A 17,175-nucleotide genomic window follows, 5' to 3' on the forward strand; every position below is an offset into this window, starting at 1 on the left:
GGTATCTATAAAGACTGCCAATGCCAAAGTAGTTTTTTGCCAATGTCATTCTTTATTCTGTGATTAACGCAACTGTTTTTCTTCTCTGACACCAGTCGTAGCTCAATCTACTTTCCAATTGCTTTCTTGCATCTCTTCCTGTTCTGGAAGAAATCCCATAGGCTAGTAGCTCTGCCTCTAATTCTTCTAAACACATTACTTTCCGTTTGGTTAATAACTCCAGGATCAATTTCTGTGCCTTTTCCAGTTTCGTTTCCTTTTTCGTTCCTGCTTTCCCCATCAGCAGATCTTCAATGGATATATCGTATTCTCCTAACCATTTTAAGCCTTCTTCTCCCAAAGAAAACGCTACCGGATTTTCCTTCTTAGCAAGAGAATCCTTTTGCTGATATACCACTCGGACATCCTGTTCCTTCTCTTTTTCCACCTTTTCTACAAATAAGATACTTCGTACTGCCGCTGCGATATCAATGGATCCCAGGGAACGGTAATCGCTCTGACTTCCCGATGACTTATTCAAATGTCCAATGAGAACAATGGCACATCCAGTTCTCTCTGCAATCGTACTGAGATGCCGGAATAATGGCCGTATCTCATTGGCCCGGTTCATATCCACATTGGCTCCCAGATAGGCCTGTATGGGATCCATGATCATGAGGCGTACATTGTTCTGGCGGATGGCTTTTTCAATCCGATCGTCCGTCATAGAAAGCTGTTTTTCATCTTCATTGATGAATCGCACCCTTGTCATATCTGCACCACATTTTGCTAATCTAGGCTTAATGGTATCTGCTATTCCATCCTCTGCTGTTTGATACAACACATTAAAGGGTTCTATGGGAAGTGCATTGGGAAGTTCTTTTCCATTCGTACAGTATGCGGCGATTGCCATTGCAAGCCATGTTTTTCCTTTTCCCGGATTCCCCTGGATCAAAGTAACCTTTCCAAAGGGAATGAACGGATACCATAGCCACTGGACCACCGTTTCCTCAACCTCTGACATCTTGGTGACTGGAATCAGATTTTCCCTGTTGTCTCGCAAGCAGATTTGTTTTGCCATTTCTTTTACATGAAGTCCTGCAACCAGACATTCATTCCAATCTTTTTTGGCTGGCTCTAAACGAAATACACAAAATTCCTCTGGAATCATGGAAACAAACTGCCTGCATCTCTCATTTCCAGGCTCATCATTATCCAGGCACAAATAGATAGACCTAATGTTTTTATGCTCCATATAGACCTGTTTCATCGCTTTTTCACTCAATCCTCCCAGAGAAATATAACTATGCTTTTCCCATTCTTCCGGAACTGCGGTGATATAAGACAAAAAATCAATGGGCGATTCAAACACAAACAGTTTTTCATCCGTTCCTATATGTCCAAATCCATAGGCTTTTTCCGAACCTTTTGCTTCCCCACGATATCGGTGCTCATCGGTTCCCCGCATAGCTGCATATCTGGGATTCTGTTCTTTGTCTCTTCCAACGAATACCACATTGTGATAGTTTTTACTTTCATAAATATCCCCCTTTGCAATCATCTGATCTACAAGCTGTTCCGATAGTTTTCTCTGTTCAATGAGATACTTTCTTGCAATCTCACAGCTTTCATTTCTTTCTGGCAGTTCCAATCCAGGCAAGGGGATGGGGCAGACCTTCTGTCTGCCTGCATCTTCCTTGGCCGTTCTTCTGTTGGTTTCTCCAACTCCCTCTTCTCCTAATAATTCTTTGACTGCCTCTGCAAAAGAAAGACCGTAGAATTCTTTCATAAAATCGATGGCATGACCGCCTTTATTCTGACTAAAACGATACCATTCGTTCTTGTTGATCATCACACTGTCATGTCGTAACCACCGGTATTCTTTTCCACATCGCTTAAACTGTTCTCCTCTCCCAGAAAGAAAAACATATAAATCGGTATCATCTGCTCTTTGAATCTGTTCTCTTGTATATTCTTCCATTTTCTAAAATTCCTCCTATAACTCCATTCCATGATGTTTCTTCTTTGGTTTCATGGTTCTCACTGCTTCTTTTGTTTCTATGGATTGCTCCCGCTTGTTTGTTTCTGGAAGAGAGACCCCTTCTCCTTCCTCTGCCATCAAAGCTTCCACATGATTTTTGATTCCCTCATACTTTCGTAACATCGCATGGATCCGTTTATCTTCTTTTCGTAAAGCCGCTATCTCTTCTGATAAACGAGCGGCTTCTCGTTTCCATTGTCCTTCCGGAATCTTCCCACTTGGGTCTAGATTTTCTTTTAAGATCCTTTCCGAACGATAATATCCGTTAAGTTCCTTCTTATGTTCCTCTTTGAATTTTCCCCTGCCAAAATATTTGTTCTTTAATTCCAGATAAACAGGTCTCGTTTCAAAATACTCTTTTATTGCATAAAGGTTACTGTTGACACTTCGTAAAAAACATGGACCTCATAGTCTGAGAGCTTCTCTTGCGTCATCGATGGTAAACGATGGCATATCTTATGAAACCGTAAGAAAAGTACTGGGACATGATAGTCCTAATGCAATCAGGCACTATGCACGTCTTGATATTCAGATGCTTAGGAATTGTGCTCTTGCATGCCCGGCACCTTCAGGAACACTTCACCAATTCCTGAAAGGAGGTCGTATATGAGAACCGTGATTTTTAAAAGTTGTTTTAAAGACGACATGCAGTCATTCATGGAGTATCGTGTTGCGACTTTCGCATGGAATACCTATCGTTTGGATAATTATCGCCTGTCTTCTTTTGACAGATATCTTACAAAAATATCTTATAATGATGAAATTGTACCACAAACAATAATAAATCAGTGGCTTAATGATGTAGGTGTTCCAGAGGCATCTATTAATGGATACATAAAGACTATACGAAACTTTATGAAATATAGAGCCGATATGGGAAAAGTTGTTTATCTTCCGCCCTTCCAGAAAACGAAAGATTTGTATATTCCCTATATATTTAGTGATGAGGAATTGTCGAATATATTTGCTATTGCTGATGCATATTCAATGACAAACAAATTTAGCAGCATTCCGCATATACATATGGAAATGGCGGTTCTCATACGCCTTTTGTATTGTTGTGGACTCAGATTAGGCGAAGCTCTAAATTTGAAGATGAAGCATCTGGATCTAGAAAACGGAGTCATCCGTATTATACATTCAAAAAACAAGAAACAACGATTAGTTCCAATGCATGAAACATTAACAAACATGCTGAAGGATTATTGTAAGGTGATAAAAATCTATGGTATAGATAATCCATTTTTATTCCCAGGACAAAGCGAACATTTATCCCCAATAACTGCTGAACGCCAATTTAAAAAGATTCTTAGGAAAGCTGGTATTATCAAAGGGAATGAAGATCCTCATAAACGTGCTCCATGCCTGCACTGTTTAAGACATTGTTTTATGTTCCATGCTTTTAAACAGCTGGAAACTGCAGGATATCATATCGATATGGCTTCTCCATATCTTTCTGTATATTGTGGTCATGAATCCCTTGTGGAAAGTGAAAAATATATGAAATTCAGCAGTGAACTCTTCGAAGAAGATATGCTCTTGTTTGCTGATTTCACAGAATCTCTGTTTCCGGAGGTTGATTTATGAGAAAGCAGAAGACTCCTTCGATTTTTATGAAATATCTTGAATACTATGTAAATACATATATGCCGGAAGCACGTGGGTTAAGTAAGAACACAATCAACTCTTATAAAACAACATTTACACTTTTAATAAAATATATGTATTCAGTCAAAAACATGAAAGCAGATGAGATTACTTTTGGCTGTTTAGATGTAAATACGCTTTCTGATTTTATGTCATGGCTTGAACATGAACGTAAATGTTCAGTTACAACCAGAAATCAAAGACTTGCCGCACTGTATTCTTTTTCCGAGTATGCACAAAACTATGACTTTGATGCAGCATCAACTTTTAGAAGTGCTGTATTGAGGATTCCATCAAAAAAAGCACCTAAAAAGCGGCGTGTTGGTTTTACCACCGATGAAGTAAAGATCCTTCTGGCACTGCCTAACCCAAAAAGTGAGACTGGTTTAAGAGACATGGTTTTATTAAGCTTTATGTATGCAACAGGCACACGTGCACAGGAAGTGTGTGATCTTACTGTAAAATCTGTCAATTTCAGATCAACTGGTACTACTATTGATATAGTAGGAAAAGGTTCAAAAGCACGTCGCATACGTATTCCTGACACTTGTGCATCTATGCTTAAAAAATATATTAAACATCGCAGAATAGAAACAGAACCTGACAGACATATATTTTCGAGTCAGACGCATGAGCATATGACAATATCATGCGTGGAAGAAATATACAAAAAATATATAAAACTCGCTAAAGAAAAAACACCCAATCTTTTCAAAGAAGAACACTATTCACCTCATAGTATGAGACATACAACCGGACAACATATGTTAGAAGCGGGAGTTCCGATTATGGTAATAAAAGCTTTCCTGGGACATGCATCAGTTCAAACGACACAGATTTATACAGAAAGTCCACAGGCAACAGTTGATAAACATATCCGTGAATGGAACGAAATGAATTTTCCGCGTTCGATTTATATTGATGAAAAAGACTTGGAAGAAAGAAATGTTCCTGATTTTTTGAAGAGTCACTAATAGGATATCATTATTCGAGAAGATTTCTTAGAAAGTCTTAATTTCTGGGCTTTCCAAGAGATTATCTCGAATAATAATTCTATTCTAATAAAAGGAGAAATCCATCACCTTCCCAGATGAGTCCTTTTATCCGGTCCGTACGCTTACCGCAAAATAAGAATAATGTATTCTTATCATAAGGATCGAGCTGGAACTGAAAACGTATGACTCTTGCCAAGCCGTCAATTCCTCTGCGCAGATCCGTAAATCCAGTTGCCAGATACACTTTTTTGAATCCGGTACCATCATTGAGCATTTCTAATCACTCCCAAAAGTGTACTTAGAAAGGAGGCAGAAGCCTGGTCGGTAATTTCCAACGTGAGGTTGTTTCCACTTCTGATTATGGCAGCGATTTTATGCTCTGAGGTCGTATTTACCGGATGGAGTGCAGAGGAAGGAACTTCTACAAAGGCTTGTGTATGATCCGCAGTTTCTAAGTAAGCCTCACGGACTTTCCGGAGTCTCCAGTAGTAACTCGCTTTTGTAATGTCGTGCAGCTGACACCATTCATCGATTTTCATTCCCTGTGGACGGTTTTTACAGTCCCTGATTAGTTCTGCCCATTCGCTCAAGCGGGTTTGCTGTGCAACTAAACTTGTGTGAGATTTCATGACTCACCTCCTGTAGCTAAGTCTAAAAAGTTGAGTACTAAACTTTTTGGACTTTATAATGATGAGTCTATTATCTCACATAGGATGATTTTGAAAAGGTACTCGCTATTTGGCGTTTACTTATTACTCGTACTGTAACTCATTATCAATTACTCAAAATTACATTACATCAACATTCACTCTGTCTGTTTTCAAATGACAATACATTTGTAACCGTCGGACTTACAGCCCCAACTTTTCCATTCGCTAACATTCTATCGCCAACTACAATGCACTGTCCTTTCTGTAATCCTTGAATCACACTTAACCAATTTCCGTCTCCCGTAACATCTATCTGCTTTGAAATTTTTGTCATCTCATCGTCAGTTGGTTTGAAATATAGTTTAAATGATGCTTGTAACAATCGTACGACCTCATCATCTTTTAATATCTTAAGTGATTGCGTAGCAAACCATGCTGACCATCCAAATTTTCTTCCTTCGGTTAATATAGCTGCACTTGGAGATTTAATTGTATGTGATAAATTTTGTGCTTCATCTAAAACAACCACAAATGGTTTATCTTTTGATCCAAATTTTTTGGTATAATACCAGGCATCCCACAGCATCATCTCTGTAATAATAACCTGCATTTCTCTCGAAAATAAAGTCAATTGTATGATATTAACTTTGCCTTCATCATTATACAGTATATTTTCCCAGTCAAATTCTGGATCTTCTGTAAAATCGACAGTTCGAAAGAATGGTGTCATCTTTGAAATTACTGTATTTGCCGCTTTATTTATCTCAGCAACTTCCTCTAATTCCTGCTGAAACTTTCGGATATTCATATTATCCCCATACTTTACAAGACCATTATATGCTGCTTCAAAAATTGCCGCATTCTGTTGTGCCCCAAAGTCATAGACATGAGAAAAAATATCAGATAATCTTGCTGCTACATCGGATTCTTTCTCAAGAATCTTCATTCCCGCCAAATCTACTTCGTGGCGTTTAAATGGGTTAATTGGTACTCCTGTACTATATACAATTTTTTGAACTATCTTTCCATCGAGAGATTCCTTAAAAGGAGGTTCCAATTGTTGCAACATAAATCCTTCTGTATAGTCGAAAATAACAGAAGAAATATCACATCTAGCTAGTTCATACAACATTGTCTGAATGCTATAAGTTTTTCCCTGTCCAGATGTTCCAGTAATCAATAGATGACGATTGGCCAACGCTTTATTACCAAATTCCCAGTAAATATCTGATAAGTGTTGTGACAAACTCAAAAAGGAACCTCTACGAAAAAAAGCCAAGGAGCTAGGGTTAGAATGCGCAATAATTGGAATTCTCGCATCAGAAAGTTATCAAAGAGAAAAAGATTGGTTGGACTATGGATGTAACGTATTTCACATACGAAAAGATAATCAGTCTCGTCCGCTGTCATTCTGGACCACGGATGATATTAATGAATATATTGAAAAATACAATGTCCAAATATCCCGACTCTATGAAATGGGATATTCAAGAAATGGATGCATGTATTGTGGATTTGGGGCTCACCTTGAAAATCCATTAGAGAATCGTTTCCAAAAATTAAAGAAAACACATCCTGTTCAATATACATATTTCTATAACAATTTTGGTGATTTAATTCTCCAGTTTGATATTTCAATTTGATTAAAACAAATCAAAAAAAGAAACGATCTTTTATGATTATAAAACTCTCTCTTGTTCATTTCTTCAGTAGTCTCCTTATAACCGCAAAATTCTCTATCTCTTCAAAAAGTACTTAGTTCTTTAATGGAAACTGCTCTTAACCTCTATACATTTAGACATTAAGAGCAAGTTTCGCCCATCAATTCAAAAATGCAATTCTACATTTTCTCATTCGGGCAACTTGTTGGGGATTCCGCTCCCCAAACCCACGTTTTTCAAAAAAGTTTTCACCACCTTCCTACTTATCCATCCACATCTAATTTATAGGAAAAACTTTTGTATTCTGGTTCCTGTCTTCGACAGTCACAGTTTTGCACCGGATGTGCAAAGGAAGCTCCACTTAATCATAAGTCCAGCTAAGAAATGTCAATAGGTAAAATGAAAAATGTTAAAAATGTTTTTTCAAGCAGTTGACGTAAAAAAGGGTAACTTTAATAAGCCCACCCATGTGGAAATTTTAAAATTTATGAGAACCTGTTAAGCTGCATTCCGTGCTTTGTCAGGATGCGCTGCCAGATACTGCTCACAGTGTTCGTGAGGAGTGATGATCTTAAACGGTTTATTATCCCGGAGCATGGCAAAAATGATGTTGCAGATTTTATGCATAACAGCCCCGATAGCTACGTTTTTCTTCTTGCTTTTACATTTGTTGGTATAGTAGCTGTGAATAACCGGATTTACTGGTGTTTTTGTCCCTTTATCCATCTTAAGGTTATTGAGCGCCACCATATGCAGGATGGTGTTAGAATATAAATAGTACAAAGAAAGCATATCCATGGGATAACGCCTGTATAGAATCTTTCCATGCACTTTTGAAGAGAGAATGGATCAACCGGTTTAAAATCTTTAATTATGCACATGCACATAAATTGATTTTTGAATACATCGAAACATTTTATAATACCGTACGCATTCACAGTCATTGTGGATATTTGTCTCCAAATGAATATGAGGAACAATATCTTGAAAACATCGAGGAGAATGCAGTAAAAATAGCAAGTTAAACTTCGCTCAGAACAGAGAAAATTGGTTACATTTAATTTGTACTTTTTCTTGACATAGGACCAAATCCCTCCATAGAGTTTGAAAACGGTACAGGCTTTCTGGTAAGCTCGATGCCTCTCCAGTTAAAAGCCCTGAAATAATGCTTTTCACTTCCAACATCAATACCAACGATCATTGTTGTTTCTTTTACTTGCTCAATCTTCTTGTTTTGTGTAGAATTCATTTGTAAATACCTTCCTTATTCTGTTCATTTGCTAACTGGCCGGTCAGCAATGACAGTTTAACTTAGGTATCTATTTTTGTAAAATTATTTACTCTCTACACTTTGAATTATACAGGAAGCTATTTTTATATTTGATATCAAAACAATTATAGCAGAAGTCTGCCCAATCACAAACCTCTGCTACACCTTACATAACATATTAACTTTCTCTGTCGCTATGGCACAAACTTCCCCTTCATGCTAAAAATTTTTCGTAACTTTCCAAATTCCTCCAGATAGATACTACCCGTTTGATGTGCTTTCTTTACAAACTATTACTGCATCTTCTCAGTAAAGAAATAACTTCCTTCACATCCTGTAATTCCAGATTGATACAACATCTATCCCGTATCATTAAAAACGAATACACTATTATTTAAATTCTGTATACTTTTCTTTACTCCCAAAGGCTTTCTCTACTGGATATTTCTCATTGTTCTTTTTAACTTTGTCACGAACAATTTCATCTAAGTCCAATCCGCAAGTATCAGCCATTAGAATACAATAGTTAACTACATCAGCTAACTCTTCCTTTATTTTATCCAACTTTTTTTCACAAACCACATCTCCTGCACTCCACTGGAATACTTCAAGCAATTCTGCTGCTTCCAGACTAATAGAAATAGCCAAATCTTTGGGATTATGAAACTGTTTCCAATTTCTATCATCTCTGAACTCTAATACCTCATTAATCGTTTCTTGTGTCATTTTGATATACCTCTTCTCCTCTTATTCTACATCTACATATCGTGAAATATAATCTCTAAGATTCGGATCGCTTACATATAAATATGTTCCTCGAATTCCTCTTGTCATAAGAACATAATAAATATGTTGTATATACTCTTTAAGTTCTTCATATTCTGCTGTCTTTTTACCATTTTGATCGAAATAATTTTCCGCACGAATTATAATATTTTTTTCATCCGGATCATATCCTATTTCATCCCCAAGAATAATAAATGCATAATTTAAGTCATACCCCTGTATAGAATGGATACACCCGACCTCATCAATTGCATTTTCTGAATGAACCCAACCTTCTGTACAATGATTCCATTGTTTCTTTATTTCCTGAATCTCAATATCATAAACAGTTTTATCATTTTTACTAAGCCAGTCCCATGCATATCCAGCTGCCATTCTCACCAGGCCTACTTCTTTTTCCTTCTGGTACATCAAATTATTGAACTTCGTAAAGTCAGTCATTAATATTAAATTGTAATTTGCAAAACTTTTCTTCGACTTCACTTCGCCGGATAAAATTTCTTTTACATAATCAAATGTAACAGACTGATTAAATCTAGAAGAATAAATAAAATGTACTTTATCGAAAATTCGCTTATCTACAGAACTATGATGCTGGGACATACGATTTTTCACATGATTTGACTCTCCAATATAAGCTTGCTTTCCATTTTCCAAAATATAAAGCATTGGCCAATTAGACAAATAACTTTCGTCCCCATATGTTTGATTTTTAAAGTCACCTTCTGTAATTTTAAACATGTTAATCTTCCTTCAAATATTTTTCAATTTCTCCGACTAATCCCATATCCGCCGGTAGCCACTCCAAACTTCCCAGTGTATCCTTCGTCAACCATTTTGCAGCTTCATGTTCTTTGAGCACCAAATCCCCGGATTTGATTTTACAAATAAAGCACCCCATAGATAAATGAAAGTTCGGATAATCGTATTCAACCGTATCCAACAACTCAATCACTTCCACTTCCGTATCTAGTTCTTCTTTAATTTCTCTTACAATCGCTTCTTCTGGTGTCTCGCCAGGTTCAATCTTTCCTCCGGGAAATTCCCATCCATCTTTAAATTCACCATATCCGCGCTGTGTCGCAAACACTTTGCCGTTTTCAATTATTATAGCAGCAACAACTCTAACTGTCTTCATGAACAATTCATTCCTTTCCTATTCTCATCGCTGAACACCATTACCCATTTATAATGTACTCGTAAATATCCTCTCGAACCGGAGTATCCAATGCCCATTCGATTTCAACTGCTGATTTATCCGTATTCGGCATTATAAATTCTTTTACTTCGCCCGTGGCATACATTCGCCCCAAATAATAGAATTCTTTTGATATTTTATCATCCTTGTTTTTTCTCACAAAAAGCTGAACATCTATTCCTCGTTCCTTCGCATTTAAGAAATTCTGCACATCTTCTGATTCAATACTTCTTCCACTTTTTGAAATCGCAATCAATCGATTGTGGCTTGTAAAATGATCTTCGTATTTTGTAGTATCACTAATATCATTCTGCTTATCATAGTTGATAAATACAGGAAATGTTTTTGTTTTTTTATCATACTTATATCCACCAATATTCAATGGAACTTCATTTCTTTCCCAATTTAACAAACGACAAGCATCTTCGTATGTATATTTTTGATACAGAACTAAATCCGTATCTTGATAACGCATGCTGAAATTTTCTTTATAACGAGAAATACCAAAGTCAATTAGTTCTTCTAAGATATTATAGAAATCTTCATTTTGCAGCATTTCGCCAAATGATTGGGACATACTGTAGTCTGATCCTTCTTTTTCTAAAAAAACACACTGAGAATATGTTTTCTTAGCTGCGCTTGTAGGGAATTCATTTGTCATCATGTTAACAACATTCTCTGCGCAATCATCATCCATGGAACAGTTATAATTTTCATGCAATGATTTCTTTAATTGGGTCATGATTCCATGTTGATATTTAAGCAATCGTTTCAACATTTCCAGCTCATGAATTCTTTTCCCACTTGCCAGCTTTTTAGAAACGAATTCTATTACCTTTTCTTCCGCTTCGGACAACCGAATTGTATATTCTTTTTCATATTTCACAAGAAACTTATAATAAGAGCCCAAGCTATTATTATCAAAAATCCGAAGTACATCCATTTCTCCGTATTTATCAAAATCACCCAATGCCGGAATATGTCCTAACTTATTTTTCAGATTTGTATAATTCTCACGAATCAATTTAATATCACTAAAATTCGCATTATCAATCGCTTGAAAAATTCGTTTTCTTGAAACCTCGTCAAAGTGGATCGTACTTGCCCCAGGGATTACTCGTCCGCCTTCTGTAACATAACGGCGAATATTATCCTTGTTATAACTGAGATCTCCGGAAAGTGCAATTGGAATCATGAAATTGTTACGATAATTCCCAATAAAATCAATAACAACTACGTATTCTTTATCTTCTGCTTTACGAAGGCCTCGTCCCAATTGCTGGATAAAAATAACTGGAGATTCCGTTGGTCGAAGCATAATAACTTGATTAATTTCCGGAACATCTACACCTTCTGAGAAAATATCCACAGAAATAATATAATCCAATGCATCCTCATCTTCATCACCGGCAAGTCTTTCAATAGCTACTGCTCTCGTCGCTTCTGAATCGCTACCACTTAATACAAGCGTTCTCCATCCTTTTTCATTAAACTTGGTCGATAGTTCTCTTGCCTCGTCAATACGACTGCAGAAAATCAAGCCTTTTACTCTATCTCCACTATAGCCAAAAAATTCTGCCTGTTTCATGACATTATGTACACGCTCATCCGATGTTAAACATCTGAAATTTTCCACCTTTTCCTGCTTAGATTTTCCTGCATCTGCAATCACTTCCAAATCGGTAATTCCAAAATAATGAAACGGGCAAAGCAAATCTTCTTCCATAGCATCCTGCAAACGAATCTCATAAGCAATCTGATGGTTAAAAATTTCATAAATATTTCTTCCATCCAGATTATCATCCCGTTTATCCGGGGTCGCCGTCATCCCAAGCCAAAGTTTAGGCTGAAAATAATCCATTACCTTTTTATAACTATTTGCAGCACTATGATGCGCTTCATCAATCACAATCGCATCAAATGCTGTTTTTCCATATTTCTCTAATATCTCGTCTTTACTTAATGTCTGGATCGTAGCAAACACAAAATCCGCATCATATTTCTGATGTTTTCCCGTAACCAGTCCCATCACCACTTGTCCACCAAACACTTTCCGATACGACTTCATGGCTTGTTTTGCAATCTGATTTCGATGTACCAAAAACAAAACTCTCTGAAACCCCAACTCACGCATAGCAAAAGCGGAGGCATATGTTTTCCCAGTACCCGTTGCTGAAATCAGCAATGCCCGATTTTCTCCAGCCTCATATATTTTTTGCAGATTGTTGATAAATCCAACCTGCATAGAATTCGGCTGTAATCGATAAACCTCCAAAGATGGAATTTCTGTCTCACGCGCTAATTTCTTCTGTTTTTGAATAATCTTATTTCTTGTATAAGCATCTGTATATCTTTTAATAAATTCTTCAAAAGGCAATGCCTGCTCAGAATTCCACAGTTGGTCGAATTCCTCTACAACATTATGCGTATATTCCCCCTGCTCTGTTGAAACAATCTTTGTATTCCATTCCCGATTTGTTGTCAGAGCACTTGATGTCATATTGGAACTTCCCACAATGATCCGATATATTTCTTCCTTTTTGAAAATATATCCCTTTGTATGAAATCCTTCTTTTCTATTTTCTGTCACAAACATCTTTAGCTCAAGATTTTCAAACTGTGCGAGCTTTCGCAGAGCCTCTGGTTCACTGAATGTCAGATAGTCTGTTGTGAGTATCTTTCCCCGGACCCCGCGATATTCCAACTCCCGTAATGTCTGAAGAAGCGGCGTAATACCACCCATTGTAATGAACGCAACACTGATTGCAAATTCTTCACAGTTCAGCAGCTCGTCCTCAACAGATGAGATTACCTTACGCCCTTCTTTATAATTGTTTGATATAAACTGTGGCTTGTATGCCAGATTTGACGCATGACTGTAATTGATAAACGCTGTCGTCAATCCTTGTTTCAACTGTATAATCTTCTTTTCTTCCATATTTGTTCCTTTTCGATCTTTTTCTGCACTATTTCTCTTATTTTAGCATTTTACCAAAATAATCACAATCAGAACTTCAAAACAGGGAACCTCCCGCTACCGCCGAAGGTTCCCTGTCTCATTTCTCCATATTATTCCACCGATAATTTCCCCAAAAATTCCTGCATTCTTCCATGTTCTGATGTAAAGACCTCTTCCGGAGTGCCTTCCACCGCAATGACACCTTTATCCATAAAGATGATCTTATCAGCCACGTTCCGCGCAAAATTCATTTCATGTGTCACGATCACCATAGTCATATGCTCTGCCGCCAGATCCTTAATTACCTTCAAAATCTCCCCCGTCAACTCCGGATCCAGCGCAGAAGTCGGTTCATCAAAAAACAGCATCTTCGGTTTCATCGCCAGTGCCCGTGCGATCGATACACGCTGCTGCTGCCCTCCGGAGAGCTGATACGGATATGCATCCGCCTTATCCGCAAGTCCCATCTTTGTAAGGAGCTTCTTCGCCTCCTCATAGACTTCTTCTTTCTCTCGCTTCTGCACACGGATCGGTGCATCTGTAATATTTTTGATGACGGAAAAATGAGGAAACAGATTGAAGTTCTGGAATACCAGACCAAAGCAGGACTGAATCTCTTTCATCTCCTGCTTTTTCGGAAAAGCGGGTTTTCCATTTTCCACCCATGCCGCTCTTTTTCCCAGATACAAAATCTCACCGTCATCAATCGTCTCCAGCATCGTCGCACAGCGGAGCAGCGTAGACTTGCCGGAACCGGACGGGCCGATGATCGCCAGAATCTCTCCCTGCTCTACAGAAAGCGAAATATCCCGGATCACCGGCATCCCGCCGAATTCTTTTTTGATATGTTTCATTTCCAAAAGACTCATTCCGGAAACCTCCTAATGATAATAATTCAGCTTTTTTTCAAATAATTCCATCACTCCGGCAACCACATAGTTAAAGATATAGTAGTAAACACCGGCAATAAAAAATGGAAGTACGGTTGTCTGTGCCGCCGCAATCTGTTTTGCCACTGCAAACATCTCAATATAAGACAGGGAATACACAAGGGACGTATCTTTCACCAGTGTGATCACTTCATTTGTCACAGACGGAAGCACGTTCTTTACCATCTGCGGCAGCACAATCCGGAAAAATGTCTGCCCTCTGGAATACCCTAAAAGTGTGGCTGCCTCATACTGTCCTTTGGGGATCGATTCGATTCCGGAACGATAGATTTCTGCAAAATATGCCGCATAATTCAGAGAGCATCCAAGAAGGATCGCCGTCAGCTTATACCCGCCGATATTCATCTGCCACAGATAATACGGTGCGAAATACCACACCAGAAGCTGCAGCATCAACGGGGTTCCGCGCATGATCGAAATATAGATCTTCACGATCCAGCTGATCGGCTTGATCCTGCTCACCCTTCCGAAATATACGAGCATCCCCAGAGGCAGAGAAAAGATCAGCGTCATAAAAAAGATCAGGCAGGTCTGTCCGAATCCTGCTGTCATTTGCCTCAACATCACATCAAAACTCATGTCTCTTCCCCTCTTATTTTAAAGTCACCATATCCGCAATCTCGTATTTCTCAGCCAGCTTTGCAACTGTTCCGTCTTCTGTCAGTTTTTTCAGATCCGCATTGACTACGTCGCACAGCTCCTGATTCCCTTTCTTAAACCCGATCGCATACTGCTCTGTATTCAATGTCTCATCCAGAATCTTATATCCTTCCCCTCTGGACTTGATCTGATAATTGGCAACTCCCACATCGATTGCAAGTGCATCCAGCGCGCCTGCCTGAAGCTCGGTAAATGCGGTGTTGTAATCTGCAAACTCATTCAAAGCTCCAAATGTATCTGCCAGTTTTTTCTGACCGCCTTCTTCTTCACTCTGCAGTAGATCCAGTGCCGCGCTTGCAGCCTGTACACCGACTGTCTTTCCCGCCAGATCTTCCAGGGTATCAATACCGGATTTTTCTGCCACAACAATCACCTGACTGTTGTCTACATACGGAGTTGAAAATGTATAATCGTCTTCCCTTCCATTCATGGTAAATCCATTCCAGATGCAGTCAATCGAACCGGAATTAAGTTCCATGTCTTTGGAATCCCAGTTGAGCGGTTTTTTTACAAGCTCCCAGCCTTCCAGTTTACAGACTGCCTCTGCCAGCTCCAGATCAAATCCTGTGTATTCTCCGTTCTCGTCCATATATCCGTATGGCGGATATTCTGCATCAAATCCTACCGTAAACGTTTTCTTATCTTCCACACTTTCTGCTGTCTTTGCATCTTCCCCGGATGCATTGTTTTTTTCTCCACATCCTGCCAGTACCATTGCTGCCATCGCTGTCCCTGCCAAAATCAGCGCTAATTTCTTTTTCATCTTTGTTTCCTCCCTGTTTGTACGTCATTATGCTAATGATTGACCACTTTACTATACTAAACTGTTTTTCATGGTATCATATATTTCCGGCATTGTCAATGTTTATCGTGACAGGATATGTAACCTTGACAGAAAATTCCACAAATAGTATCATTTACTTATGTTATGAAAGAGAGGAATTTTTAAATGTCAAACAACCATGAAGAACAGATCCGAATCGTGCAGGAGACCGTAGCCGGCAAAGAGATCACCTTTGCTCATGTAATGGGTGGTCCGGCGCCGATCGTATATCAGAAACTTGGTCTGAATCCACAGGTCGATTATCGTTCTTCTGCTATCGGAATTATGAATATGACGCCGCCGGAATCTGCTGTCATCGCATCCGATATCGCAGTAAAAAGCGGAAACATTTACCTTGGATTTGCAGATCGTTTTACAGGAACACTCATCATCACAGGAGAGATTTCAGACGTCATGTCTGCCCTGACAGAAGTGGTAACCTTTTTCAGAGATTCTCTGGGATATGTCGTTTGTGATATTACAAAGAGATAGGAAGTGTGACCATGACTCGTATAACAAAGGAAGAACTTCTGGAAAAGATTTTCAATGATGACTATGAGCATCTGAAAGGGAAAAAACTGCGCATGACACGTGTTCGTGTTCCCGGCAAAGAAGTTTGTCTGGCTCACATCATCAATACTTCCCAGACCCCTGTTTATCAGAATCTGGGATTGCATATCGGTGTACATGAGGGGGAGGATCACACCGGAGAATCCATTGGTCTGATCCGTTTTACCCCATGGGAAGCAGTTGTCGTTGCTGCGGATGTGGCAATGAAAAGCGCCGATGTAGAAATTGGATTTATGGATCGCTTCTGCGGTTCCCTCATTTTAACCGGCGGTCTGTCACAGGTACAGACTGCGGTGGAAGAAGTCGTTCGATTTTTTCATGAAGATCTGGGATTTCGCACCTGTGAGATCCATAAAAACTAAGAGGACCGGAGACATGACGATATGAAAAAATTATTTTTGATGGGAAGAAGTGAAGCCGGAAAGACTTCCCTGACACAGGCATTAAAAGGGGAAGAGCTTCACTATGAAAAAACACAATATACGATTACGGCGGATGATACCATTGACTCTCCGGGAGAATATGCGGAGTCAAAACAGTTCGGTGCCGGTCTTGCATGCTTTTCTTTTGAAGCGGACGTTGTCGGGATCGTTCAGGCAGCGGATGAACCATACAACCTGTTTAGTCCCTGTCTGCGCACGTTTATCCTGCGGCCGCTGATTGGCATCATTACCAAGACCGATTCCCCCTATGCCAATGTTCCTATGATAAAACAGTGGCTTTTAAATGCCGGCTGCGATCGTATTTTTCTTGTAAATAACGTGACCCGGGAGGGAATTGACGAATTGATGGAATACCTTGCCGAAGATCCGGTCAAGATTACCATGGAACAGGCAAAATTCAAACAGCATCTGGGGCTGAATGAATGGGATCCTCTGCCGGATGGCGTAGAATATCCGGATGGAATTTAAATAAACTTCAGTAAAACACAAAACGAGATGCATTTCCATATGATGCATCTCGTTTTTATGTTTTACAATCTATCC

The 17,175-nt window shown here is 38.8% G+C and carries 20 protein-coding genes and 2 pseudogenes; 8 read left to right on the plus strand and 14 right to left on the minus strand.

Annotated features, from left to right (window positions below):
- Nucleotides 1-52: 52 nt before the first annotated feature.
- A complete protein-coding gene (locus tag FXV78_RS16300) occupies nucleotides 53-1,960 on the minus strand; it encodes an AAA family ATPase (protein ID WP_023923575.1) in 1,908 nt (635 codons plus the stop codon).
- 15 nt (nucleotides 1,961-1,975) lie between these two features.
- Nucleotides 1,976-2,143: a hypothetical protein gene (locus FXV78_RS18370; RefSeq protein WP_004840324.1), complete on the minus strand. Its 168-nt coding sequence runs from the start codon at nucleotides 2,141-2,143 to the stop codon at nucleotides 1,976-1,978.
- A gap of 256 nt (nucleotides 2,144-2,399) precedes the next feature.
- On the opposite strand from FXV78_RS18370, the gene FXV78_RS18905 reads away from it, so the two are divergent.
- The 3 genes from FXV78_RS18905 to FXV78_RS16320 are packed head-to-tail and all read left to right on the plus strand — an operon-like array spanning nucleotide 2,400 to nucleotide 4,641.
- A complete protein-coding gene (locus tag FXV78_RS18905; RefSeq protein WP_278285235.1) occupies nucleotides 2,400-2,630 on the plus strand; it encodes a tyrosine-type recombinase/integrase in 231 nt (76 codons plus the stop codon).
- On the plus strand, nucleotides 2,627-3,607 hold the full coding sequence (locus FXV78_RS16315) for a tyrosine-type recombinase/integrase (RefSeq protein ID WP_004840320.1): 981 nt from the start codon (nucleotides 2,627-2,629) through the stop codon (nucleotides 3,605-3,607). The genes FXV78_RS18905 and FXV78_RS16315 overlap by 4 nt, the downstream gene beginning before the upstream one ends.
- Nucleotides 3,604-4,641 (plus strand): tyrosine-type recombinase/integrase, encoded by a 1,038-nt coding sequence (locus tag FXV78_RS16320; RefSeq protein WP_004840319.1) that lies wholly within the window; start codon nucleotides 3,604-3,606, stop codon nucleotides 4,639-4,641. Before FXV78_RS16315 ends, FXV78_RS16320 begins: the two co-directional genes overlap by 4 nt.
- A 79-nt stretch (nucleotides 4,642-4,720) precedes the next feature.
- Here FXV78_RS16320 and tnpB read toward each other — a convergent pair whose 3' ends face one another.
- The 3 genes from tnpB to FXV78_RS16335 form a co-directional block, all read right to left on the minus strand.
- On the minus strand, nucleotides 4,721-4,936 hold the full coding sequence (gene tnpB / locus FXV78_RS16325; protein ID WP_004840316.1) for an IS66 family insertion sequence element accessory protein TnpB: 216 nt from the start codon (nucleotides 4,934-4,936) through the stop codon (nucleotides 4,721-4,723).
- Nucleotides 4,926-5,291 carry a hypothetical protein gene (locus tag FXV78_RS16330; protein WP_004840314.1) on the minus strand — a complete coding sequence of 122 codons (366 nt, stop codon included), beginning with the start codon at nucleotides 5,289-5,291 and terminating at the stop codon, nucleotides 4,926-4,928. Before FXV78_RS16330 ends, tnpB begins: the two co-directional genes overlap by 11 nt.
- Before the next feature lie 169 nt (nucleotides 5,292-5,460).
- Complete coding sequence (locus FXV78_RS16335; RefSeq protein WP_039959206.1) at nucleotides 5,461-6,564, minus strand: ATP-binding protein; 1,104 nt, start codon at nucleotides 6,562-6,564, stop codon at nucleotides 5,461-5,463.
- Between FXV78_RS16335 and FXV78_RS18910 the strand changes: the two genes are divergently transcribed.
- The gene (locus tag FXV78_RS18910) at nucleotides 6,536-6,955 is read left to right on the plus strand and encodes a phosphoadenosine phosphosulfate reductase domain-containing protein (RefSeq protein ID WP_081448175.1); all 420 of its coding nucleotides are present in this window, start codon (nucleotides 6,536-6,538) and stop codon (nucleotides 6,953-6,955) included. The genes FXV78_RS16335 and FXV78_RS18910 overlap by 29 nt on opposite strands.
- A 516-nt stretch (nucleotides 6,956-7,471) precedes the next feature.
- Here FXV78_RS18910 and FXV78_RS16345 read toward each other — a convergent pair.
- Nucleotides 7,472-7,732: pseudogene (locus FXV78_RS16345) on the minus strand (IS110 family RNA-guided transposase); the annotation flags it as partial.
- A 74-nt stretch (nucleotides 7,733-7,806) separates the two neighbouring features.
- On the opposite strand from FXV78_RS16345, the gene FXV78_RS18915 reads away from it, so the two are divergent.
- A complete protein-coding gene (locus FXV78_RS18915) occupies nucleotides 7,807-7,998 on the plus strand; it encodes an IS3 family transposase (protein WP_004840307.1) in 192 nt (63 codons plus the stop codon).
- Nucleotides 7,999-8,060: 62 nt separating this feature from the next.
- Here the strand turns inward: FXV78_RS18915 and FXV78_RS16355 are convergent.
- From FXV78_RS16355 to FXV78_RS16390, 8 genes and pseudogenes are all read right to left on the minus strand, one after another.
- Nucleotides 8,061-8,222: pseudogene (locus FXV78_RS16355) on the minus strand (IS110 family RNA-guided transposase); the annotation flags it as partial.
- A gap of 411 nt (nucleotides 8,223-8,633) precedes the next feature.
- Entirely contained in the window at nucleotides 8,634-8,969 is a 336-nt protein-coding gene (locus FXV78_RS16360) for a nucleotide pyrophosphohydrolase (RefSeq protein ID WP_004840303.1), read from the minus strand.
- A gap of 21 nt (nucleotides 8,970-8,990) precedes the next feature.
- A complete protein-coding gene (locus FXV78_RS16365; protein WP_004840301.1) occupies nucleotides 8,991-9,770 on the minus strand; it encodes a DNA/RNA helicase domain-containing protein in 780 nt (259 codons plus the stop codon).
- Nucleotide 9,771: 1 nt separating this feature from the next.
- The gene (mutT, locus tag FXV78_RS16370) at nucleotides 9,772-10,167 is read right to left on the minus strand and encodes an 8-oxo-dGTP diphosphatase MutT (RefSeq protein WP_004840300.1); all 396 of its coding nucleotides are present in this window, start codon (nucleotides 10,165-10,167) and stop codon (nucleotides 9,772-9,774) included.
- Between the two features lie 40 nt (nucleotides 10,168-10,207).
- Entirely contained in the window at nucleotides 10,208-13,165 is a 2,958-nt protein-coding gene (locus FXV78_RS16375; RefSeq protein WP_004840299.1) for a DEAD/DEAH box helicase, read from the minus strand.
- Nucleotides 13,166-13,296: 131 nt separating this feature from the next.
- Complete coding sequence (locus tag FXV78_RS16380) at nucleotides 13,297-14,055, minus strand: amino acid ABC transporter ATP-binding protein (protein ID WP_004840298.1); 759 nt, start codon at nucleotides 14,053-14,055, stop codon at nucleotides 13,297-13,299.
- Nucleotides 14,056-14,067: 12 nt separating this feature from the next.
- A complete protein-coding gene (locus FXV78_RS16385; protein WP_004840296.1) occupies nucleotides 14,068-14,715 on the minus strand; it encodes an amino acid ABC transporter permease in 648 nt (215 codons plus the stop codon).
- Between the two features lie 13 nt (nucleotides 14,716-14,728).
- A complete protein-coding gene (locus tag FXV78_RS16390) occupies nucleotides 14,729-15,559 on the minus strand; it encodes an amino acid ABC transporter substrate-binding protein (RefSeq protein ID WP_004840294.1) in 831 nt (276 codons plus the stop codon).
- A gap of 186 nt (nucleotides 15,560-15,745) precedes the next feature.
- Between FXV78_RS16390 and FXV78_RS16395 the strand changes: the two genes are divergently transcribed.
- From FXV78_RS16395 to FXV78_RS16405, 3 genes are read left to right on the plus strand one after another with little or no spacing between them, the layout of a single operon-like run.
- Entirely contained in the window at nucleotides 15,746-16,111 is a 366-nt protein-coding gene (locus FXV78_RS16395; protein WP_004840290.1) for a BMC domain-containing protein, read from the plus strand.
- Between the two features lie 11 nt (nucleotides 16,112-16,122).
- Nucleotides 16,123-16,551: a BMC domain-containing protein gene (locus FXV78_RS16400; protein ID WP_004840289.1), complete on the plus strand. Its 429-nt coding sequence runs from the start codon at nucleotides 16,123-16,125 to the stop codon at nucleotides 16,549-16,551.
- Between the two features lie 21 nt (nucleotides 16,552-16,572).
- On the plus strand, nucleotides 16,573-17,100 hold the full coding sequence (locus FXV78_RS16405; RefSeq protein WP_004840287.1) for a EutP/PduV family microcompartment system protein: 528 nt from the start codon (nucleotides 16,573-16,575) through the stop codon (nucleotides 17,098-17,100).
- The last annotated feature ends 75 nt before the right edge of the window (nucleotides 17,101-17,175 follow it).

The organism is Mediterraneibacter gnavus ATCC 29149 (assembly GCF_008121495.1).
Lineage (GTDB): Bacteria > Bacillota > Clostridia > Lachnospirales > Lachnospiraceae > Mediterraneibacter > Mediterraneibacter gnavus.